22 protein-coding genes are annotated in these 20,481 nt (G+C 63.2%); 14 read left to right on the forward strand and 8 right to left on the reverse strand.

From position 1 onward, the window contains the following. The 4 genes from ACSQ36_RS27920 to ACSQ36_RS27935 all read right to left on the reverse strand — a co-directional run bounded on the left by ACSQ36_RS27920 (position 1) and on the right by ACSQ36_RS27935 (position 4,051). Complete coding sequence (locus ACSQ36_RS27920) at positions 1-1,101, reverse strand: class 1 fructose-bisphosphatase (protein ID WP_213765754.1); 1,101 nt, start codon at positions 1,099-1,101, stop codon at positions 1-3. 18 nt (positions 1,102-1,119) lie between these two features. After that, positions 1,120-2,013, reverse strand: coding sequence for a CbbX protein (cbbX, locus tag ACSQ36_RS27925; protein WP_436184963.1), 894 nt, complete (start codon positions 2,011-2,013; stop codon positions 1,120-1,122). A gap of 68 nt (positions 2,014-2,081) precedes the next feature. Next, positions 2,082-2,519 carry a ribulose bisphosphate carboxylase small subunit gene (locus ACSQ36_RS27930; protein ID WP_213765752.1) on the reverse strand — a complete coding sequence of 146 codons (438 nt, stop codon included), beginning with the start codon at positions 2,517-2,519 and terminating at the stop codon, positions 2,082-2,084. Between the two features lie 41 nt (positions 2,520-2,560). Further along, on the reverse strand, positions 2,561-4,051 hold the full coding sequence (locus tag ACSQ36_RS27935; RefSeq protein ID WP_213765751.1) for a form I ribulose bisphosphate carboxylase large subunit: 1,491 nt from the start codon (positions 4,049-4,051) through the stop codon (positions 2,561-2,563). Positions 4,052-4,469: 418 nt separating this feature from the next. Here ACSQ36_RS27935 and pqqA point away from each other — a divergent pair, with 418 nt between their 5' ends. From pqqA to ACSQ36_RS27950, 3 genes are all read left to right on the forward strand, one after another. Then, positions 4,470-4,544 (forward strand): pyrroloquinoline quinone precursor peptide PqqA, encoded by a 75-nt coding sequence (gene pqqA, locus ACSQ36_RS27940; RefSeq protein ID WP_013342881.1) that lies wholly within the window; start codon positions 4,470-4,472, stop codon positions 4,542-4,544. A gap of 189 nt (positions 4,545-4,733) precedes the next feature. Further along, positions 4,734-5,300: a DUF447 domain-containing protein gene (locus ACSQ36_RS27945; RefSeq protein ID WP_436184469.1), complete on the forward strand. Its 567-nt coding sequence runs from the start codon at positions 4,734-4,736 to the stop codon at positions 5,298-5,300. An 18-nt stretch (positions 5,301-5,318) separates the two neighbouring features. Further along, entirely contained in the window at positions 5,319-6,017 is a 699-nt protein-coding gene (locus ACSQ36_RS27950) for a (5-formylfuran-3-yl)methyl phosphate synthase (protein ID WP_436184470.1), read from the forward strand. Between the two features lie 75 nt (positions 6,018-6,092). Here ACSQ36_RS27950 and ACSQ36_RS27955 read toward each other — a convergent pair whose 3' ends face one another. The 3 genes from ACSQ36_RS27955 to ACSQ36_RS27965 all read right to left on the reverse strand — a co-directional run bounded on the left by ACSQ36_RS27955 (position 6,093) and on the right by ACSQ36_RS27965 (position 8,875). After that, a complete protein-coding gene (locus ACSQ36_RS27955) occupies positions 6,093-6,680 on the reverse strand; it encodes an amino acid kinase family protein (protein WP_213765773.1) in 588 nt (195 codons plus the stop codon). A 72-nt stretch (positions 6,681-6,752) separates the two neighbouring features. Continuing rightward, positions 6,753-7,835 (reverse strand): hydantoinase/oxoprolinase family protein, encoded by a 1,083-nt coding sequence (locus ACSQ36_RS27960; RefSeq protein ID WP_436184471.1) that lies wholly within the window; start codon positions 7,833-7,835, stop codon positions 6,753-6,755. After that, complete coding sequence (locus ACSQ36_RS27965) at positions 7,832-8,875, reverse strand: ATP-grasp domain-containing protein (protein WP_436184472.1); 1,044 nt, start codon at positions 8,873-8,875, stop codon at positions 7,832-7,834. The genes ACSQ36_RS27960 and ACSQ36_RS27965 overlap by 4 nt, the downstream gene beginning before the upstream one ends. 20 nt (positions 8,876-8,895) lie before the next feature. Here ACSQ36_RS27965 and ACSQ36_RS27970 point away from each other — a divergent pair, with 20 nt between their 5' ends. From ACSQ36_RS27970 to ACSQ36_RS28020, 11 genes are all read left to right on the forward strand, one after another. Next, positions 8,896-9,678 (forward strand): HisA/HisF-related TIM barrel protein, encoded by a 783-nt coding sequence (locus tag ACSQ36_RS27970; RefSeq protein WP_436184473.1) that lies wholly within the window; start codon positions 8,896-8,898, stop codon positions 9,676-9,678. A gap of 281 nt (positions 9,679-9,959) precedes the next feature. Continuing rightward, the gene (locus ACSQ36_RS27975; RefSeq protein ID WP_436184474.1) at positions 9,960-11,354 is read left to right on the forward strand and encodes a formylmethanofuran dehydrogenase; all 1,395 of its coding nucleotides are present in this window, start codon (positions 9,960-9,962) and stop codon (positions 11,352-11,354) included. After that, the gene (locus ACSQ36_RS27980; protein WP_436184475.1) at positions 11,351-13,048 is read left to right on the forward strand and encodes a formylmethanofuran dehydrogenase subunit A; all 1,698 of its coding nucleotides are present in this window, start codon (positions 11,351-11,353) and stop codon (positions 13,046-13,048) included. The genes ACSQ36_RS27975 and ACSQ36_RS27980 overlap by 4 nt, the downstream gene beginning before the upstream one ends. A gap of 12 nt (positions 13,049-13,060) precedes the next feature. After that, positions 13,061-14,002, forward strand: coding sequence for a formylmethanofuran--tetrahydromethanopterin N-formyltransferase (fhcD, locus tag ACSQ36_RS27985; RefSeq protein WP_436184476.1), 942 nt, complete (start codon positions 13,061-13,063; stop codon positions 14,000-14,002). After that, a complete protein-coding gene (locus tag ACSQ36_RS27990; RefSeq protein WP_436184477.1) occupies positions 13,999-14,829 on the forward strand; it encodes a formylmethanofuran dehydrogenase subunit C in 831 nt (276 codons plus the stop codon). Before fhcD ends, ACSQ36_RS27990 begins: the two co-directional genes overlap by 4 nt. Before the next feature lie 104 nt (positions 14,830-14,933). After that, complete coding sequence (locus ACSQ36_RS27995) at positions 14,934-15,500, forward strand: cytochrome b (RefSeq protein ID WP_436184478.1); 567 nt, start codon at positions 14,934-14,936, stop codon at positions 15,498-15,500. Between the two features lie 49 nt (positions 15,501-15,549). Then, positions 15,550-16,470, forward strand: coding sequence for a pyrroloquinoline quinone biosynthesis protein PqqB (gene pqqB, locus ACSQ36_RS28000; protein ID WP_436184479.1), 921 nt, complete (start codon positions 15,550-15,552; stop codon positions 16,468-16,470). Between the two features lie 41 nt (positions 16,471-16,511). Beyond that, complete coding sequence (pqqC, locus tag ACSQ36_RS28005) at positions 16,512-17,237, forward strand: pyrroloquinoline-quinone synthase PqqC (protein ID WP_436184964.1); 726 nt, start codon at positions 16,512-16,514, stop codon at positions 17,235-17,237. Then, entirely contained in the window at positions 17,234-17,509 is a 276-nt protein-coding gene (gene pqqD / locus ACSQ36_RS28010) for a pyrroloquinoline quinone biosynthesis peptide chaperone PqqD (RefSeq protein WP_436184480.1), read from the forward strand. Before pqqC ends, pqqD begins: the two co-directional genes overlap by 4 nt. Next, on the forward strand, positions 17,506-18,714 hold the full coding sequence (gene pqqE / locus ACSQ36_RS28015) for a pyrroloquinoline quinone biosynthesis protein PqqE (RefSeq protein WP_436184481.1): 1,209 nt from the start codon (positions 17,506-17,508) through the stop codon (positions 18,712-18,714). The genes pqqD and pqqE overlap by 4 nt, the downstream gene beginning before the upstream one ends. Next, entirely contained in the window at positions 18,711-19,409 is a 699-nt protein-coding gene (locus tag ACSQ36_RS28020) for a response regulator (protein ID WP_213765738.1), read from the forward strand. Before pqqE ends, ACSQ36_RS28020 begins: the two co-directional genes overlap by 4 nt. Here ACSQ36_RS28020 and ACSQ36_RS28025 read toward each other — a convergent pair. Then, positions 19,343-20,392, reverse strand: a complete 1,050-nt coding sequence (locus ACSQ36_RS28025; RefSeq protein ID WP_436184482.1) for a histidine kinase — start codon at positions 20,390-20,392, stop codon at positions 19,343-19,345. The genes ACSQ36_RS28020 and ACSQ36_RS28025 overlap by 67 nt on opposite strands. Positions 20,393-20,481 lie beyond the last annotated feature (89 nt).

Here is a 20,481-nt window from a genome sequence, read left to right on the forward strand (position 1 = left end):
TCAGGCCGGCGCTTCAGGCAGGAACAACGACCGCTTGTTAAAAAGCGGCGACGTGTAGGGCTTGTCTTCGCCACGGTCATAGTCGGCGTGATAGCGGGCAATGCGCGCCACTTCATTCTTCGATCCCAGGATCACCGGCACACGTTCGTGCAACGCCCGGGGTTGCACGTCGAGAATCCGCTCGCGCCCCGTGGTCGACATGCCGTCCGCCTGCTCGATCAGGAAACTCATCGGACTGGCTTCATACAGGAGCCGCAAGCGCCCTTGCATGGCCGGCGTCTTGAAGTCGCGTGGGTACATGAAGACGCCGCCGCGCATCAGGATGCGGTGGACCTCGGCGACCATCGAAGCGATCCAGCGCATGTTGAAATCCCGTTCACGGCAACCGCTGCGTCCATCCTTGCATTCCTGTACATAGCGGCGCACGGGCGGTTCCCAGAAACGCTCGTTCGACGCGTTGATCGCGAACTCACAGGTGTCCTCCGGAATGCGGATATCCGAATGCGTGAGCACGAAATTTCCGACCTCGCGATCAAGCGTGAAGCCATGCGTGCCATTACCAACCGATATGACGAGCATGGTCGACGGACCGTATACCGCATAGCCGGCTGCCACCTGTTCGTGCCCCGGCCGCAGGAATGCGGCGTCGATCGCTTCGGGGCCTGACTTCAACCCGTCGGGCGCCCGCAACACCGAGAAGATCGATCCGACCACACCGTTGATATCGATATTCGAGGAACCGTCCAGCGGATCGAACGCCAGCAGATATTCCCCGCGCGGATACGCAGGCGGAATCGTGTACACGTCTTCCATCTCTTCGGACAGCATGCCCGCCAGCAGACCGTCCCATTCGCAGTGCTGCAGGAAGATGTCATTGGTCGCAATATCGAGTTTCTTCTGTTCCTCGCCATGCGTGTTGATGGTCGCGGCCGAGCCGTAGTTGCCGCCCAATGCCCCCTTGGTCAGTTGCGCCGAGATGGTCTTGATCGAAGCCGCTACGTCGATCAGCAGCGCCGACAATCCGCTGGCCTGAACAGGCGATGGCTTGCGATCGAGGGTATCGATCAGGAACTTTGAAAGTGTGGTCCGTCCATCCAGCATGGCGCACTCCTGGGAGGTTTAAGCAGGTCCGGGCGACGGCGCGTCGAACACACGGCTCGCGCGAATATCGGTGGCGCACAGCAGGGTCAGCGCGGCGGTATCGGATGGGCCGCCGCCTTGCATCGCCTCGGCGAACAGACGGCTGGCCTGGCGCAATCGCGCGCGGTCGAGCGCGTTGCGCACCGAGCGCGCGTTCGCGAAATTCGGCTGGCGGATGCGCCGCACAAGATAGTCTTCGAACGCGGTACGCGCCTCGGCGTCGAGCCGGTAGTGCATCCGTGCGAGCATGCCTTCGGCAATCGCGATCAGTTCCGCGGCGTCGTAGTCGGGGAACGTGACGTGATGCGCAATCCGCGAGCGAAACCCCGGATTACTCTGGAAGAAGGTTTCCATGCGCGACTCATAGCCCGCCAGAATGACTACCAGATCCGAACGCTGGTTCTCCATGGTCTGCAACAGGATCTCAATAGCTTCCTGCCCGTAATCGCGCTCGTTTTCCGGCCGATACAAGTAATACGCTTCATCGATAAACAGAACGCCGCCCATGGCGCGCTTGAGCACGTCGCGTGTCTTGGGCGCCGTGTGCCCGATGTACTGGCCAACAAGGTCGTCTCGCGTAACCGACACCAGATGCTTGCGGCGGATATAACCCAGCCTGAACAATACTTCCGCCATGCGCAGCGCGACCGTTGTCTTGCCAGTGCCCGGATTGCCGGAGAAACACATATGCAAAGTGGGTGCGCCGCTCGCGATCCCCAGCGTTTCGCGCGCCCGCTCGACCAGCAGTTGCGCCGCTATTTCGCCTATACGCGTCTTCACCGGAGCAAGCCCGACCAGATCGCGATCGAGTTCCGCCAGCACCTCGCCCACCGCCGACTCGCGGAACAGCGCGACGAGATCGACGCTCGGCATGTCCGGCTGAACGGGCGATTTTTCAGGCGATTCGTGAACCGGCAGATCGGCTGCGGCTAACGTCATCGTCATCTCTCCAGTGGCGCAGGTACTTGGCGGCTCGAGGGCGGCCGGTCATTCGAATAAGCCTTCATCGCGTAGTGCTGAACGCGGCCGTGGACGTCCTGGCGCTCCAGGCGGAAGCCCGGTTCATCCTGTGGCCGATTGACGATGAACGACAGCCGCATGGTCTCGAATCCCCGCACTGAATCGAACGCGTTGACCTTGATGTAATGCTGCGGATATGTCGTTCGGCAAGCGTTGACTTCCTGCATCGCGCCGGCGGGGTCTTTCAGGTCGAACATCGGCAAGCCCCACATTTCCCAGTAGGTATTGCGCGGATGCGGGTCGTCAGTGAACTCGACCGAGCAGGCCCAGCCCTGCTGCAGGGCGTAGTCGATCTGCAAGCCGATCTCCTCGTCGGTGAGGTCAGGAAGGAATGAAAACGTGCCTTGTGTGATTTGCATGACTAACCTCTTTTCAGTCAGTTTCCTAAAAGCTCAGGGCCTCAGGCCGGCGTTGGCGTGGCGGCAAAATCCGGCGTGTCGGTCGACGCATAGTTGAACGTCACATCGCGCCATGTATCGAGCGCCTGCTTGAGCGGCGTACACCAGCGCGCCGCGCTCTCAAGTATTTCCGGCCCCTCGTGCGCGATGTCGCGGCCTTCGTTGCGCGCCTTCACCATGACTTCGAGCGCGACGCGGTTGGCGACAGCGCCTGCCTGGATGCCGGCGGGGTGACCGATCGTGCCACCACCGAACTGCAGGATGCAGTCATCGCCGAACAGGTCCAGCAACTGGTGCATCTGCCCGGCGTGAATGCCGCCGGAAGCCACCGGCATGATTTTGCGCAATCCAGCCCAAGGCTGATCGAAAAATATGCCGCGCGACAAGTCCACCGGATTGTGCGACTCACGCAACACGTTGTAATAGCCCTGTACCGAAAGCGGATCACCTTCAAGCTTGCCGACCGCCGTACCGGCATGTGCATGATCCACGCCTGCCATGCGCAGCCATTTCGCGATCACGCGAAACGAAATGCCGTGACTGCGCTGTCGCGTATAAGTGCCATGTCCAGCTCGATGCAGGTGCAGGATCATGTCGTTCCTGCGAGCCCAGCGCGCCATGGACTGGATAGCGGTCCAGCCGATCACCAGGTCGATCATCACAATGCACGAGCCCAGCTCCTTCGCGAATTCCGCGCGTTCATACATGTCCTCCATGGTCCCGGCCGTGACGTTGAGGTAGTGTCCCTTGACCTCGCCGGTAGCGGCTTGCGCGCGGTTCACGGCTTCCATGGAAAACAGGAACCGGTCGCGCCAGTGCATGAACGGCTGTGAGTTGATGTTCTCATCGTCCTTCAAAAAATCGAGCCCGCCTCTCAGACCTTCATACACCACGCGTCCGTAGTTCTTGCCGGAGAGCCCCAGCTTCGGTTTCACCGTGGCGCCGAGCAACGGACGGCCGTACTTGTCGAGCCGCTCGCGTTCGACCACGATGCCCGTCGGCGGCCCCTGAAAAGTCTTGAGATAAGCAACAGGCATGCGCATGTCCTCGAGCCGCAGCGCTTTCAACGGCTTGAAGCCAAACACGTTGCCGATGATCGATGCCGTCAGGTTCGCGACCGAGCCTTCCTCGAACAGGTCGAGGTCATACGCGATATACGCGAAATACTGCGGCTCCGCGCTGCTCGAAGCCGGTACGGCGTCCACGCGGTACGCCTTGGCGCGATACATATCGCAGGCGGTAAGCCGGTCGGTCCAGACCACGGTCCAGGTTGCCGTCGACGATTCCCCCGCCACCGCCGCCGCCGCTTCCTCGGGCTCGACGCCGGGTTGCGGCGTGATCCGGAAGAGAGCGATCACATCGGTGTCCTTCGGTACGTAGTCGGGCTGCCAGTAACCCATCTCGCGATACTTCATGACGCCCGCCGAGTAGCGGGAACGCGGGGCCGGCGCATTGGATGCCGGCTCGACGGCGGCCTTGGTGAAGTCGTTCATTTCGTTTGCCTCGAAAGAGAAAACCGCGCTGCGGAAGCTTCAAAGCGCTCGTGACCAGATAGCTGAACAGATGAACGAACTGGCCTGCGCCGTGATTGCAATGTAAGCGTGAGCCGGCCCGAGGGGAATTCACGATTTTCTTCGTCAGGGTTAAGCGATCCGTTAACGTGGGGTACTCCCTACATCCGTGTGTCGGAACGACATGGGACACTTTGCTGCGGTTCCGCGACAGTCAGACGCATTCGTCATTGCGCCATCCAGCCCGCGTGTTCCGTATGTGCTCCGAACACGACGCGCGTGTTTTGGCACGCTGCTTGCGTGAGGGTGCCTGCTGGTGCTGCTTGCCGTTGCGAAAGCTGCTGGAAAGGCGACGACGGGTGGTACTGGCGTTCCGTTGGATAACTTGATGGAGACGACTATGCAGTGGACGACACCGAGCTACACCGATATGCGTTTTGGTTTCGAAATCACGATGTATATCGCAACGCGTTAAGCGCCGGGCGCCGCCGTCGGCCCATGGTCCTTGCATGGGCAACTGACGTGCGGCTTGGCGTGATCGTCCTGGCGTGCTGCCGGCTGAACCGGGCTCACGTCGCAAGTGACACAGGTAACGATTACGCTTGAGTTGAAATGTGCCAATCCGCCGGCTCCCAGTGCGTCGCCATGACCAGCGTTCCCCGCCATGATCCACGAAACGATCGTCACGACCGCGGCGCGCGATGGCCGGCCCCACATTGCACCCATGGGCGTTCGCTTCGAGGACGGTCTGGTGATTCTTGCGCCGTTTCGCCCCTCCACCACGCTGGACAATATCGTTGCCACGCGCGCGGCCGTGATCAACTTCACGACCGACGTGCGCGTGTTTGCAGGCTGCGTGACAGGTTACTCGCGGGACTGGCCGACACGGGCCGCCGCGCGCGTGAACAGCGTGCTGCTGGAGGATTCGCTCGCTCACACGGAGCTTGAACTCGAGACATTCCGGGACGACCCGCAGCGTCCGGTGCTGCGGATGAGAAGTGTGCATGGCGAGACGCATGCGCCGTTCACGGGGTTCAATCGGGCGCAGGCTGCCGTCGTGGAGGGCGCGATTCTCGTGAGCCGTCTGTTCATGTTGCCTGCAGAAAAGGTCGACCATGAAGTGGCGTACTTGCAAATCGCCATCGATAAAACCGCCGGTGAGCACGAGCGTATTGCGTGGGACTGGATCATGGCGGCCATTGCACGGCATCGCTCGGGCGCGGCGCGCTGAATTATTCCGGAGGTTTTCATGACTGCATTGCTCGCGAGCGTCCGCTCGTCCGAAGAAGCGCTGGATGCAGCGCTTGCGGGCGCCGAACTGATTGATCTGAAGGAACCGGGCGCCGGGGCGTTGGGCGGTGTGTCGCTGGACGAGATCACACGGATCGTGGCCCGGCTGCGATCGACCTTCCCGGTCAAGCCGATCAGCGCAACTATCGGCGATATCGCGACCGAGGCGATCGATGAGATCGCCACGCGCGTGATCGAGGTGAGCAATACGGGGGTGGATTATGTGAAGGTCGGCGTGACACCCGGGGCAGCGGCGCGGGATTGCCTGATTGAGCTGGCGAACTTGCCGGCGGCAGTCGTGCCGGTGCTGTTGTGCGATGCGGGCATGGACGTGGAGCTGGCTCGCTTTGCAGCAGCGTTGGGCTTTGCGGGAATTGTCTTCGATACCGCCATCAAGAACGGCCGCACGCTCTTCGATTGCATCGATAAAAACACGCTCGCAGCTTGCTTGCGAGCGGCCGGCGAGAACGGTTCAATGACCGGGTTGGCGGGGTCGCTCGGTTGGGCGCAACTGCCGGAGATTCGCGAACTGGCGCCGGATATAGCGGGGTTTCGCACCGCACTGTGCGAGGGAGGGCGTGCGGGGCGGCTGGACCCCGCAAGAGTCGCCCAATGGGCCGATGCACTGCATCGGAGTGCGGTCGCGGACCCGCATTAAGCTTCGCCTGGAAGATATCGCGAATTGGGTTTCGTCGGCATTCGGGGTTCTGTTTTGAGGTTGATTTTCGCCAGATCAAGCCACCGGAATATGCAACAACCTCTCCCTCATCAAACCGGCGTCGCCCTTATTGAACATCTCCACGACATAGTTGGCATCCGCCACATGCTTGACAAAGCGCGCATCTACTACCCCTCTCGACGATAAAGCCTCGAGCGGAGTGGCGTCGACCGCGCACGACTTCACCACCATCAGCCGCTCAGCGTTCAGCGTAGTCGACAGCCACGCGGCGAGGCTATCCGATGTCGTGTCCCAGTTGGTCATTTCATCAGGTGTATCGCGCATCAGGTCGGTCGGCACCCACACGGCCACGCGCCCATCGCGCAATGCGCGCCGGATGCGGATCTCGTTCGACGCCAACACGAGTTCCGGCAAAACCCCCTGCATCAATATGGCGTACTGCGCCATCGCAAGCAGGCACATGTTGTGAGCGGCCAGGTCGCCAAAATGCCACTCACTCTGGTACTGGCGAACCGTGTCCGCGAAATCCCCGCCGCCCGGCACGATCACGACCCGCCCGCCGCCTACTTCCCAAAGCTGGGTAAGCCATTCGCGCAACGACGGGTCGTGACTCAGGCTACCCCCGATTTTCACCACCCACATGACATGCCCCTCGCTCTGGTTTGACTCGCCCACACACACCGTCACCGTCGTACGCTTTACACCACGCCCACATCAAGCCGCAGCCGCAGGCTCGTGCAACACCTGTAATGACAGCAACGCTACCGTCACGCCCGGCGCGCAGGTCGCTATCCATTCCAGCACATCCCGACTCGCGCCGGGCGCATCGACCAGGCCCGTGAAATCGATAAAATCCCGTCCTTGCCGCCGCGCCATCGCATTGGTCAGAAACCGCCCGCACCCCGCGCCCACCAGCGGCGCGCGTTCGAGCGCCGGATGCGCATCAGTCACGCGGGCCAGGTTCTCCGCCAGGATCTGCATCTGCTCGTCACGCCAGGTTTGCGCGAATTCCCGCCATTCGTTGTCGCCAGCGTCGCGAGCGTCAAGGCCAATCATCCGTGCAATCCGGGCACGGCTCGCAGCCTCGGTCTTCGGTCTGTTATCGGCGCTCGGATACTGATCGTGTGCCGGCCATAATTCCCCCGTCAACCGATAGATATCCGCGGTCGTCGCGAACCATTCATTCATCACGTTGACCCGCGCATCACGAAAAACAATCCGATGCGATACCCCGCACAACGGCGTGCGCACTACGCCCTGGTACACCAGCTCGCCGTTGGCAAGCCGGCTCGCGTCGTTACTGCCGCGCGCCGCGACGCGCCCGGCGACAATCGGCACGATATCCGTAGTGGTACTGCCTATATCGACGAGCAGCGCATCGCTGACACGGCTCGCGACCCATTGCGCGGTGGCGCGCCAGTTCGCCGATGCCACGTCGCGCCAGCCATCGGCGCACGCGCCGGGCGCCAGCCAGCCAGCCGCGCCCGCGAAAAATCGCGTGTCCGGTCCAAGCCGCCGCGCAAGCGTATCCACGAGAACGCTGACGCCCTCGGCGCGATCGGCGAAGAGATCGACCATCTCGCCTGTCATGGTGACTGCATGGCAGGCACCCGCCTCGCGAGCACCCGGCCAGCGTTCGAATACGGAATCAAGCACCTGCTCCAGGTGCCCGAGCCCTTGCCACAACGGACAAGCCCATTGCGCGATATCGAGCAACTGGCCGGACGCCGCCACCACCGACACCTTGACGTGGGCGCCGCCCACATCCCAGCCGAAGACCACCCCGGCGGTTTTCATGAACGTGCTCCCGATGCACACGCGTGCGTACTGGCGCCACATTCGTACGGCACGCCATGCGCCTTGAGCAGATCGCCGGCCAGGTTGCGCCCGAGCCGCGCCGACAACCCCGCATACGCCGCCGTCAACCGCGGATTGACTTCGATCACCACCGGCCCTCTCTGCGAATGCCACACCAGATCGATCCCGACAAATCCGCGCAAGCCAGGCAACGCCGCCACGACCTGCCGCGCCAGTGCGTCGAGTGCGCGCCCCTGCGCGCCGTGCCGGTCGATCTGATCGACCTCCACGCCGCTGAACTCGACCACGTGCGCCTTCTTTCCCGGCGCGGTCACGCCGGGCAGGCCAATCAACTGTCGATTGATGCTGGCCAGTTCCACATCGTGCTCGCCGCAGACGAGCGACAGGCTCAACGGCTCGCCATCGACCCATTCCTGAAGGACGGGATTGCGGCCGGCCGCCGCGCGCGACTCGTACTCGGTGCAGGCATCGGTGAAATCGTCGTAGACGAACGTGTCCAGACCGCCCGCGCCGTCGTCGGGCTTCACGACCCAGCGCGCGCGCGGGTTGCCGGTATCAGCAATCTCGCCGGGTTCGAGCGCGGGCGTCACCGCAATCCCGTGCGCTTCCATGCATGCCGCTGTCGCGCTCTTGCTCGACGCAATTCTGATGGCTTCCTTCGAGCATCCCAGCCAGCGCGCCGAGCCAACGGAGTCATGCAGACGCAGCAGCAAGCCGTCGCATTCGGGCGCTATGATCCACGCCCGATCATGCTGCCGGGCGACACGCGCCACAAAAGCCGTGATCGATTCGCCGGGCAGCGCCTTGCAATGGCTGCGCGCCGGATCGACAGTTTCGAAACGCGAACTGGCGAACGTCACCTCCACGCTGTCGAGTTCGAGGAGGTCTTTCACCAGGGCATCGCGCATCGCGCGGCCTTCCACGACGAGGGCGCTAAGATCGAGCAGACTGGCCTCGCCGGCAAGTGCCGGATCGATGCCGCCGCCGGTGAGATACTCGTACACGAATAACTTGGTCAAGGGTCCCTTCCATGCAGGTGATGCAGGTGATACCAGTACTCGATCTGCTTGATGGCTTCGCGGTACGCGCGGTGCGTGGCGAGCGCGCCCGCTACAGGCCGATCGAGTCCTCACTGTGCGCGACCAGCGAGCCGCTCGCCGTCGCCCATGCGCTGTTGGCCGCGACCGGCGCCCGCAGGCTCTACGTCGCAGACCTCGGCGCGATCCTGCAGCAAGGCGATCACGCCGGCCACCTTGCAGCGCTGCTTGACGCGCTCGACCGGCACGACCAGACGCCTCACCAAGTGTGCGGCCACAACGTCGAAATCTGGCTCGACGCGGGCTTCACCGATTTCCCTTCGATGCAAACGTTCTTCGATCGCATTGACTCTATCCGTCGTATCCATGGCATTCGGCCACCTCACCGCGCCACGCTCGTGCCCGTCTTCGGCACCGAGACCCTGCACACTACCCATGCCCTGCACGAGGCCGAAGCCGCCGGTCTTGCGCCCGTGCTCTCACTCGATCACCGCGCCGGCCGGCTTATATCGGAGCCGTCGGCAGGACAGCCGGGACCCGACACATCATGGTGGCCATCGCGCGTGATCGTCATGACGCTCGACCACGTGGGCTCCTATGAAGGCCCCGACCTCGACACCTTCACGGCCATTCGGGCGCAAGCCGGTGATCGTGAGCTGATCGGCGCCGGCGGTATCCGCCATGCCGCCGACTTATCCGCCGCCGCCGGCAGCGGCGCCGCTGCGTGGCTCGTCGCCTCCGCCCTCCATGACCGGCGGCTCGATCTTCCGTCCGCCAAACCCTGAGCCGAATACACAATATCCATGCCAACCGGCACGTCGGGCCTTGGCCTGTAATCGTTTGGCAAGGAACCGTAATAGCCATGCGCAGCGGGTGACAGTGTGTTCCAGCGGCGCACATACTGTGCTGCGCAGCGGGGGTCATAGGGACTTGGCTGCGGCGCAATGAGCGGGCGCAGTCCCGCTCTGTCCCCCATGCCCGCTGCATCTGCGCAGAGACCCGCTTGCGGTGCAGCCGTCGGACATTGCGCTTCAAAAACCGGCATGGACTTTGCACTAATGGCTTCATGCATCTTTCGTCCGCCCCTTCGTCGAGTGTCGCTCAGCCAAGCGTACGCACCGCGGCCTCATCGCCGCTGTCCGCTGCTGCGCCCTCGCCTGAGCCCGGCGTGCGCGACTGGACCTGCCCGTTCTGTCCCCTGCTCTGCGACGACATCACGACCATCGTGCACGGCGACGGCACGCTCGATGCACCCGATGTCGATTGCCCGCGGCTCGCCCGCGCGTTGACGTGGTCCAGTGTGCCCGGTGCAAGCCAGCCCGCTATCGATGATCAGGATGCCGACCTGGAATCGGCCCTGCAGCGCGCCGCCGATATCCTGAAACGCGCATCCCGCCCGCTCTTTGGCGGACTGGCGACCGATGTCGCGGGTGCCCGCGCGCTCTACCCGCTGGCGGCCGGCTGCGGCGCGATCCTCGATCATCTGCACGGCGATGCCATGGCCGCATCGACGGCCGCCTTGCAGGACCGTGGCGGGTTTTTCACTACGCTCTCCGAAGTGCGTACGCGCGCGGACCTCCTGATCATTTTTGATTGCCAGCCATCGCTGCGTTATCCGCGTTTTTACGAGCGCATGCTGGGTGGCACGGATCACGCGCGCGACCTGATATTCGTGGGCTGCGAAGTGGATCCTGCGGCGGATATCGTTGAAAACACCAGCACGCATTCAATCCTCAAGGACGCCGATCCGTACGACATCCTGGCGATCTGGTCCGCGCTGACACAAGGCCGCACCGAGGCATCGATCCACGACGGCACCGGCAACGCCATCGCTCACGCGCTTGCGGATCTGGCCGGGCGTGTAAGCGCCGCACGTTATGCGGTGGTTGTGTATGAACCGGCCGCATTGCCCGGTCCGCATCCGGCGTTGCTGATCGAAGCGGTGAACCGGATCGTCAAGGCGGCGAACCGGACCACGCGCGCCGGTGCACTCGCGCTTGGCGGTGACGATGGCGCGCTGAGCGTCAACCAGGCCGTCACGTGGCTATCGGGGTTGCCACTGCGTACCCGCGTGTCGATGCCCACGCGCCTTGCTGATCAGCCCCAGCTCGATCACGATCCGCAGCGCTACCGGACGCAACGGCTTCTGTCAGCTCATGAAGTCGATGCGCTGTTATGGGTCGCGAGCTTCCAGCCTGAGCCGCTGCCACCCGGTCTCGCCGATAACGTCCCGGCCATCGTGCTCGGCCATCCCGCGATGCGATCGATGCTCGCCACACGCACCGCGCCGACCGTATTCATCGCTGTGGCGACACCCGGCGTAGATAGCGGCGGCCACCTGTTTCGCGTTGACGGTTCGGTGGTCGCGCCGCTGAGCGCCGCACGCGCGACGGCACTGCCAACGGTCGCGGCCATCGCGGCACGATTGTCCGGCTTGCTCGACTCAAGGAGCCCGCCATGAGCCTGACGCGGCTAAAAGGCGGCACGCTCTACGATCCGGCCAACGGCATCAACGGCGAACGCCGCGACCTGACCATGCGCGACGGCCGGCTGATCGCGGCCGAACCCGGCGCTCCCGTCGATCAGGAATTCGACGCCACCGGCATGATCGTGATGGCGGGCGGTATCGACCTGCACTCGCACATTGGCGGGGGCAAGACCAATCTCTCGCGCCTGCTGCTGCCGGAGGATCATCGCGGCAGCGGCGCAGGCGGCGAACCGCCCGAACAAGCCATCAACGGCCGCTACTTGCGGCTGCCGTCATGCGGTACTTGCGCGCCCGGCACGCTCGCTACCGGGTATCGATACGCGGAGATGGGATACACGGCCGCCTTCGAGCCCGCGATGATGCCGTCCAACGCGCGCCACACGCATCTGGAAATGGGCGACACGCCGATCATCGATCACGGCGCGTACGTGATGCTGGGCAACGACGAGCTGTTCCTGCAGCTTCTGGCCGAACGCGACAGCTTCGAGCGCCTGCGCGATTACGTCGGCTGGACGATGCACGCAAGCAAGGCGCTCGGGGTGAAGGTGGTCAATCCCGGCGGCATTTCCGCGTTCAAGTTCAACCAGCGCTCGCTGAACGTGGACGAGCCGCATGTGCATTACGGCATCACGCCGCGCGACGTGCTGCGCACGTTGTCGCGCGCACTGACCGAACTGGGGGTGCCGCATCCGCTGCACGTGCATGCGAGCAACCTTGGCGTGCCGGGCAACATCGATTCGACGATCGCCACCATGGACGCCGCCGACGGCCTGCCCATTCATCTGACGCATATCCAGTTTCATAGCTATGGCGTGGAAGGACCGCGCAAGTTTTCATCGGGTGCGCGCACCATTGCCGACGCCGTTAATGCGCGACCGAACGTGTCGATCGATGTCGGCCAGATCATTTTCGGGCAGACCGTCACAGCGTCGGGCGACACCATGATGCAGTTCAAGAATGCGCCGCTCGCGACGCCGAAGAAGTGGATAGTCGGTGACATCGAATGCGACGCGGGCTGCGGAATCGTGCCATTCAAATACCGCGAGCAGAGCTACGTGAACGCACTGCAATGGATCATCGGGCTCGAGATTTTCCTGGCTGTCGGCGACCCCTGGCGCGTGTCGATGACCACCGATCACCCGAACGGCGGACCGTTCACGAGTTATCCGCACCTGATCCGCTTACTGATGGACAAGGGCTTTCGCGACGAGCAACTGGCGAAGCTGAACCCCGAAGCGCAGGTCGCGAGCGCGCTGCCGGAACTCACACGCGAGTTCTCGCTGTACGACATTGCGATCATCACGCGCGCGGGTCCCGCGCGCTTGCTCGGCCTGAAGGATCGCGGCCACCTGGGCGTAGGCGCGGCGGCGGACATCGCGGTGTATCGGGATCACGTGGACAAGGAACAGATGTTTACATCGCCGGCGTATGTGTTCAAGGACGGACAACTGGTCGCGCGCGACGGCGTGCTGGTCGCCACGCCCACGGGTGGCATCCACTACGTGTCGCCCGATTTTGATCGCGGTATCGAAAAGACCTTGCGAGCGTATAGCGCGGCAAACCTGGTCGGCAACCCGGTCCACGCGGCCATCAGCGACGACGAAATCTGCACCTGCTGCCGTGGTGGCAGGCTCTTGCCGGTTGCGTGCCTGAGCGCCGGCGCGTGAGACGTGAACACCATGCAGATCAACGACACCCTCATCGACGACACCTTCGCGGAAGCCTTCCCGATGAAAGCGACGCGGCTCGTCATCACCGCGCACACGCCGGTCTGGGCGAGCCATGCGGCGCAGTCGCTGACGGGCTTCGCCACATCGGTCATCGGCTGCGGTTGCGAAGCGGGGATCGAACGCGAACTCGGGCCGCATGAAACGCCGGACGGCCGGCCGGGCGTCGCGGTGCTGCTGTTCGCGGTATCGACGAAAGAACTGGCGAAGCAGGTCGAGCGGCGTGTCGGGCAATGTGTGCTGACATGCCCGACTACGGCGGTCTTTAGCGGTATCGATCCGGCTACAAGCCGCGCGCCTCTCTCCGATAACGCCCCGCTCGGCAGCAGCCTGCGTTTCTTCGGCGACGGCTGGCAGATCAGCAAGATGCTCGGCGAGACGCGCTACTGGCGCGTGCCCGTGATGGATGGCGAGTTCGTCGCCGAAGAAAGCACCGTCACGGTAAAGGCAGTCGGTGGCGGCAATTTGTTGCTGCTCGCAACCGACGCTGACGCGGCGTTGCGGGTGGCCGAAAGCGCGGTTCACGCGATGCGCCGCTTGCCCAACGTGATCATGCCCTTCCCCGGCGGAGTCGTGCGCTCAGGCTCCAAAGTCGGCTCGAAATATGCTGCGGCACCGGCATCGACGAACGACGCCTTTTGTCCGACGCTCGTCGGCTTGTCGCCGAAAAGCGAACTGGATAGCGAAGTCGGCTGCGTGCTCGAAATCGTGATCGACGGCCTGACCGACAGCGACGTCGGCGCGGCCATGACGGCAGGGATCGCGGCCGCGGCCGGGCTTGGGCGAGCGTGTGGCGTGCTGCGGATATCGGCGGGAAACTACGGCGGCAAACTCGGCCCCTATCACTTCCATCTTCGCGAGCTTGCGGCCGGCGTTGAAGGGAGACGCGCATGAGCACAACGTTGTTGCGGCTCAGGAGTGCGCCCGGATTTCGTGTGGATGCTGCCGGGCTGCTGCCTGCCGCGCTCGCCGCGCTTCCGGTGGCGGAGCTCGGGCGCATCGTGCTGCCGGCGGGTAACGAGCGTTGCGCGGCCGGCGACCTGTTCGATATTTCGCGTACGGAAGGGGACGCTACGGAAGATGGCGCGGCGCTCGTGATCGAAGGCGATGTGCCATGGCTCGACCGTCTGGGCGCGCATCTCGCTGAGGGTCGTATCGATGTCCACGGTTCCAGCGGCAACCACACGGGCTTTCGCATGGCAGGCGGCGAATTGCGCATTGATGGCGACACCGGCGACTTCACCGGCTGCCAGATGAGCGGCGGCCGCCTGACAGTAGGCGCAAACAGCGGCGACTTTGCGGCCGGCTCGCTGCCCGGAGACATGGAAGGCATGACCGGCGGCACGCTGACTATCCACGGCAATACCGGCGCGCGGCTCGGCGACCGCATGCGCCGCGGCCTCGTGCTGGTCGGCGGAGACGCGGGCGAGTGCGCGGCATCGCGGCTCGTGGCGGGCACGATCGGCATCGCGGGGAAGCTCGGGCCGCACTTCGGCTACGGCATGCGGCGCGGCACGCTACTACTGGTTCAAGCGCCAGCCAGTTTGCCGCCGACATTCACAGGAGGCGGCCAGGGATTCAATGTCTTCTGGTCGCTTCTCGTGCGGTCGCTTGCCGCCGAGATGGCACCCTTTTCGACGCTGAAAGCCAGCTCGCTGCCGCGCCGGTATACCGGTGATCTCGCAGTGGACGGACGCGGGGAAGTGCTACTCGTCGGATAAAGCCAAATCGGCGTAGGGTAGAGCAACCCGTTGAGGAACGACGTTGAGCAACGAATGAGCTGCAGCCGACAAGCGGCCCACACCGCAACCTGAAGGAGGCGACCATGAACATCGCGCATTCATCCGCCGCTCCGCTCGAGGCAAGCGCCGGCGTGCCGCGTTATTCACCCGCGCAAATCGCCCTGCATTGGGTGATCGGGCTGGCGATCATCGTCATGCTCGGCATTGGCCTCTATATGGTCGGGCTGCCGAAAGGCCTCGCTTTCAAGTCGAGCCTGATCAACTTCCACAAGTCGCTTGGGATGACCGTTTTCCTGCTTGTGCTGATTCGCATCGTGGTTCGCCTGGTTGCAGGCCGGCCTCCGCTTCCTCCGATGCAAGCGTGGCAACGCGCCGCCGCGAGCACGACGCAGGGTCTTTTATACGTGGCAATGATCGTCATGCCGCTGACGGGTTACGTCGGCTCGTCATTCAACAAGTTCGGCACGCGCTTCTGGGGCATCCCGCTGCCAATGTGGGGCTGGGACGACCCGGCCCTGAGAAAGATTTTCTTCACGGTGCACACGGTCTCGGCCTGGATCCTGATCGGATTGATCCTGCTGCATGTGGCCGGTGCGCTCAAACATCAGTTAATAGACCGCGACCGTCTGATGCAAAGGATGTTGCCATGACAAGGCTCAACCGACTTTTTAAAGAGGGACGCCGCCAGCGTCACGCCGCATGAAAATCAAGGTACTCGGTTCATCGGCGGGCGGTGGTTTTCCGCAATGGAACTGCAACTGCCGTAACTGCGATGGCGTGCGCAACGGAACGCTAAAGGCACAGCGGCGCACGCAGTCGTCCATTGCCGTGAGCGCGAACGGCCAGGACTGGCTGCTGGTCAATGCATCGCCGGACCTGCTGGCGCAAATCGCGGCCCATCCCGAACTGCAGCCGGCGCGACGCGTGCGTGACAGCGGCATTGCAGCAGTCATCACCATCGACGCGCAGATCGATCACGTGACCGGCCTGCTGATGCTGCGTGAACGCGATACCCCGTTGCCGCTCTACGTCACCGATGCCGTCCTGCACGACCTGAGCACGGGCTTGCCGGTTGTATCGATACTCGCGCATTACTGCGGCGTCGAACGCCATGCCATTCCACTCGATGGAGCGTCGTTTGCGGTTCCCGCGCTGCCGGGCATCCGCATTGAAGCGCTGCCGCTTTCGAGCAAGGCGCCGCCCTATTCGCCGCATCGCGAAGCGCCGCAACGCGGTGACAATATCGGGCTGACTTTCATTGATGAACACTCAGGCAAGCGTGCGTTCTATGCGCCGGGCCTTGGTGCGCTGGAACCGCACGTCCTCGAAGCGATGAATGCTGCCGACTTGCTGCTGGTCGACGGCACGCTCTGGACGCCGGACGAAATGATCGAACTCGGGCTTTCCAGAAAGACCGCCGCCGACATGGGCCATCTCGCGCAAACCGGCACGGGCGGCATGATCGACGTGCTTGATTCGATCGAACGCGCCGGCGTGCGCAAGGTCCTCATCCACATCAACAACACGAATCCGATCCTGATTGAAGACGGTCCCGAACGGCGACGACTCGCGGAACACGGCATTGAAGTTGCATTCGATGGGATGGCATTCGAACTTTAAGCAACGCTTACAGGAGGACGCAAGTGAACGGCCCCGCTCCGATGACCAGCAACCACGCTATGGACAACAACACGGACCACACGACAGCCTGGACTCGCGAAGAGTTCGAAGCCCAGCTTCGCGCGAAGGGCACCGCGTATCACATTCATCATCCGTTCAATGTGAAGATGAACGAGGGCGGCTGTTCACGCGACCAGATTCGCGGCTGGGTCGCGAACCGCTTTTATTACCAGATCAACATTCCACTGAAGGACGCGGCCGTGATGTCGAACTGCCCCGATCGCGAGACGCGCCGGCGCTGGGTGCTGCGCATCCTCGATCACGACGGCTACGGCAACGACGAAGGCGGCATCGAGACATGGGCTCGGCTGGGCGACGCGGTGGGTCTCTCACGCGACGAACTCTGGTCGCTCGAACACGTGACGCCGGGCGTGAAATTCGCCGTCGATGCCTACGTCAACTTCGCGCGCCGCGCGCCGTGGCAGGAGGCGGTGTGTTCGTCCCTGACCGAGATCTTTGCCCCGCAGATCCACAAGGACCGGCTTGCCACGTGGCCGTCCTGTTATCCGTGGATCGAACTCGATGGACTGACGTATTTCCGCTCGCGTATCTCGCTCGCCCAGCGCGATGTTGAACACGGTTTGCAGGTCACACTCGATTACTTCAAGACCCGTGAACAACAGGAACGCGCGCTCGAAATACTGCAGTTCAAGCTCGACATCTTGTGGTCAATGCTCGATGCCATCGAAAAGGCCTTCCCCCAATGACATCGCCACTGCTCAAGCTCAAGGGAATTTTCCGGCTGCAATGGGAACCGGCGCAGGAAGCGCACGTGCTGCTGTATCCCGAAGGCATGGTGAAGCTCAATCAAAGCGCGGGCGAGATACTCAAGCGCTGCGACGGCACGCGCGATATCGACATGTTGATCAAGGACCTGCAGCAGGCCTTCAATGCGCAAGGCATTGACGAAGAAGTCCGTTTGTTTGTCGCCGAAGCCGAGCGCCGCGGCTGGCTGGAAAGCGCGGAGGCTGCAACATGACCGATATGAGCGACATGAGCAAGATCGCGCCGCCGCTGTGGTTGCTGGCCGAGCTGACATACCGATGCCCGCTGCATTGCGCGTTCTGCTACAACCCCGTGAACTACACCGACCACGCCAGCGAACTGTCGACCGATCAATGGCTCGGCGTGTTGCGCGAAGCACGTGCGCTCGGCGCCGCGCAACTGGGCTTCTCGGGAGGCGAACCACTTCTGCGCGACGACCTGGAAGTGCTCGTACGTGAAGGACGCCAGCTCGGTTTTTACACGAACCTGATCACGTCGGGCATCGGTCTGACGGACAAGCGTCTCGACGCATTGAAAGACGCCGGACTCGATCACATCCAGTTGTCGTTCCAGGACTCGACCCAGGAACTCAACGACTTCCTGAGCAGCACGCGCACCTTCGACCTGAAGAATCGCGTGGCGAAATCGATCAAGGCGCATGGCTTTCCGATGGTGCTCAATTGCGTGCTGCATCGATACAACCTGCCTCACGTCGACAAGATCATCGACATGGCGCTCGCCATGGGCGCCGAATACCTGGAACTCGCGAACACGCAGTACTACGGCTGGGCGCATGCGAACCGTGCCCAACTGATGCCGACCGCTGAACAGTTGAAGGAAGCGGAAGCCGTGGTTGAGCGCTACAGAAATGAAATCGGCGATCGCTGCAAGATCTTCTTCGTCGTGCCGGACTACTTCGAAACCCGGCCGAAGAAATGCATGAACGGCTGGGGCTCGGTGTTCCTCGGCATCGCTCCGGACGGCGCCGCACTGCCCTGCCACACGGCTCGTTCGCTGCCCGGTCTCACCTTCCCGAACGTGAAACAGGCATCGATCCGCGAGATCTGGTACGACAGCGACGCGTTCAATCGCTTTCGCGGCTTCGCCTGGATGAAGGAACCGTGCCGCAGTTGCGAGGAAAAAACCATCGATGCAGGCGGTTGCCGCTGCCAGGCCTACCTGCTGACCGGCGACCCGGCCAACGCCGATCCGGTCTGCGATAAATCGCCCCACCACGAAGCCGTGATCAACGTGGTGCGCCAGGCGGCCGCTCAATCCGCTCAATCCGTTCAACGGGAGCCGGACGAGCAGCCGATCCTGTTTCGCAACGACAGCAATTCGCGCCGGCTGGCGGCGGCGTCCGACGATCACAACCCAGACCATCGCAACGTCACCGATCTCGCGGGAGTCCACAAATGACCATCGCCAACATCAGTGTCCTCCTGGTCGATGACCACGCCGTGGTGCGCGAAGGTTACCGGCGCCTGCTCGAACTGAGTCCCGACGTGAGCGTGGCCGGTGAAGCCGCCGACGCCGCGCAGGCGTACCAGCGTTTCTGTGCATTGCGTCCGGACGTTGTCGTGATGGATCTGGCGCTGCCGGGCGCGAGTGGCATTGAAGCGATGCGGCGCATGCTCGCCCGCGAACCCGACGCCCATGTGCTGATCTTCAGCGTGCACGAGGAAACCATCTTCGTGCGCCGCGCGCTCGATGCCGGCGCGCGAGGCTATGTGACCAAGGCAAGCGCGCCCGATGTCCTGGTCGAAGCGGTCCGCGCGGTCGCCGGGCGAGCACGCTACCTGAGCGCGGACGTGTCGCATGCATTGGCGCTCAGGGCCGCGTTCCAGGAGGGCCCCCCGGGACGCCATTTATCGGCGAGGGAATTCGAGGTGCTGCGGCTGCTGGTGCAGGGCTATACGCTGCCTAGCATCGCGGAAAGACTGGGCTTGAGCCAGAAGACCGTTGCCAACCATCAGTCGGTGATCCGGCAGAAGTTCGGCGCGGACAATGGCGTGCAGCTTGCGCAGATGGCAAACCGCCTGGGCCTTCATTTCACCGATTTCGCCAACTCGGCGGGTTCGCTAGGTTCGTTCAGTTCGGGCAATCCGGCCTGAACCGGCACGCGCGCGCAGAACAAAAAACCGCTGCCCGGCTGGCTGGCAACATGGAACTCGCCGCCAATCGCCTCGACGCGCTCGCGCATGCCGATCAATCCAAGGCCCGCACGCGGTTTTGTCAGGTCGATGCCCGGACCGTCGTCGGTCATGGTGACCACGATCTCGTCTCGTTGCTTACGTTCGCCATGCGGATCATCCGCAGTCCGAACCAGATAGATCTCCACTCGCGATGTGCGCGCGAACTTCGATACGTTGGTCAGCCCTTCCTGCACCAGCCTGTAGAGCGTGATATTCAGCACGTCCGCCAGATCCGAGAAGTCACCGTCGACCGTCAGGGCAAACGACGCCTGTGGCAGGCGCTCACGCCAGCTTTCAACGCAATGTTCCAGTGCGCTCGGCAAGCCGAATTCATCGAGTCCGATGGGCCGCAAGCGCCGGATCATTCCCCCTATCTGCCGATACACCGTGCTCGCGCTCTGCATGACCGCCAGCGACAAGCGATGGACTTCAGGCTCGCCTTGCGCTGACAGATCACGGATACGTCCCGCATCCAGCGCAATGGCGTTCAGGTACTGACCGAGTTCGTCGTGCAATTCGCGCGCGAGATGGCGGCGCTCGTTTTCCTGTGCCCCGATGCTTTCGCTGGCGAGACGCCGGTTGTCGGCGAGGAGCCTTTCAGCTCGCTCTTCAAGCACACGGCGATGCAGCAATTCCTGTTGTGATTCCCGATAGCGGCGCCAGGCAAACCACGCCAGGCCCAAGGCCAGCACGACCAGCGTGGGCGGATATTCGTCCATCTGGAAGCGTTCGAACCGGCGCGTGAGGGAATACGTCAACTCGCCGACGTCAAAGCGCATGCACAGCACGGCAGCGAGCACCGTGACCGCCAGCACGCACGCGAGATCGTGCCACACACTCGAGTGCGTGCTCGGACGAGATGCGGGCGCTGGCGCGGAGGAGGTCGGGGAATCGGGTGGCATGGCGCTCTCATTCTACTCAGCGCGCGCGCTCGCGTCGCGTGCGAACCGAGCGGGTTGGGAATGCTTCCCCCTGTAATCGGGAAGACCTC

The organism is Caballeronia sp. LjRoot34 (assembly GCF_964253815.1).
Classification (GTDB): domain Bacteria; phylum Pseudomonadota; class Gammaproteobacteria; order Burkholderiales; family Burkholderiaceae; genus Caballeronia.

What these genes read in the sequence shown, in the direction of transcription:
- ACSQ36_RS27990 (WP_436184477.1), top strand. Translation starts at nt 13,999, where the DNA reads ATGAGCACAACGTTGTTGCGGCTCAGGAGTGCGCCCGGATTTCGTGTG.
- pqqB (WP_436184479.1), top strand. Translation starts at nt 15,550, where the DNA reads ATGAAAATCAAGGTACTCGGTTCATCGGCGGGCGGTGGTTTTCCGCAA.
- ACSQ36_RS28020 (WP_213765738.1), top strand. Translation starts at nt 18,711, where the DNA reads ATGACCATCGCCAACATCAGTGTCCTCCTGGTCGATGACCACGCCGTG.
- pqqC (WP_436184964.1), top strand. Translation starts at nt 16,512, where the DNA reads ATGACCAGCAACCACGCTATGGACAACAACACGGACCACACGACAGCC.
- ACSQ36_RS27950 (WP_436184470.1), top strand. Translation starts at nt 5,319, where the DNA reads ATGACTGCATTGCTCGCGAGCGTCCGCTCGTCCGAAGAAGCGCTGGAT.
- ACSQ36_RS27960 (WP_436184471.1), bottom strand. Translation starts at nt 7,835, where the DNA reads ATGAAAACCGCCGGGGTGGTCTTCGGCTGGGATGTGGGCGGCGCCCAC.
- ACSQ36_RS27930 (WP_213765752.1), bottom strand. Translation starts at nt 2,519, where the DNA reads ATGCAAATCACACAAGGCACGTTTTCATTCCTTCCTGACCTCACCGAC.
- ACSQ36_RS27945 (WP_436184469.1), top strand. Translation starts at nt 4,734, where the DNA reads ATGATCCACGAAACGATCGTCACGACCGCGGCGCGCGATGGCCGGCCC.
- ACSQ36_RS27975 (WP_436184474.1), top strand. Translation starts at nt 9,960, where the DNA reads ATGCATCTTTCGTCCGCCCCTTCGTCGAGTGTCGCTCAGCCAAGCGTA.
- cbbX (WP_436184963.1), bottom strand. Translation starts at nt 2,013, where the DNA reads ATGCCGAGCGTCGATCTCGTCGCGCTGTTCCGCGAGTCGGCGGTGGGC.
- ACSQ36_RS27935 (WP_213765751.1), bottom strand. Translation starts at nt 4,051, where the DNA reads ATGAACGACTTCACCAAGGCCGCCGTCGAGCCGGCATCCAATGCGCCG.
- ACSQ36_RS27980 (WP_436184475.1), top strand. Translation starts at nt 11,351, where the DNA reads ATGAGCCTGACGCGGCTAAAAGGCGGCACGCTCTACGATCCGGCCAAC.
- pqqD (WP_436184480.1), top strand. Translation starts at nt 17,234, where the DNA reads ATGACATCGCCACTGCTCAAGCTCAAGGGAATTTTCCGGCTGCAATGG.
- pqqE (WP_436184481.1), top strand. Translation starts at nt 17,506, where the DNA reads ATGACCGATATGAGCGACATGAGCAAGATCGCGCCGCCGCTGTGGTTG.
- ACSQ36_RS27920 (WP_213765754.1), bottom strand. Translation starts at nt 1,101, where the DNA reads ATGCTGGATGGACGGACCACACTTTCAAAGTTCCTGATCGATACCCTC.
- ACSQ36_RS27970 (WP_436184473.1), top strand. Translation starts at nt 8,896, where the DNA reads ATGCAGGTGATACCAGTACTCGATCTGCTTGATGGCTTCGCGGTACGC.
- fhcD (WP_436184476.1), top strand. Translation starts at nt 13,061, where the DNA reads ATGCAGATCAACGACACCCTCATCGACGACACCTTCGCGGAAGCCTTC.
- ACSQ36_RS27995 (WP_436184478.1), top strand. Translation starts at nt 14,934, where the DNA reads ATGAACATCGCGCATTCATCCGCCGCTCCGCTCGAGGCAAGCGCCGGC.
- ACSQ36_RS28025 (WP_436184482.1), bottom strand. Translation starts at nt 20,392, where the DNA reads ATGCCACCCGATTCCCCGACCTCCTCCGCGCCAGCGCCCGCATCTCGT.
- ACSQ36_RS27955 (WP_213765773.1), bottom strand. Translation starts at nt 6,680, where the DNA reads ATGTGGGTGGTGAAAATCGGGGGTAGCCTGAGTCACGACCCGTCGTTG.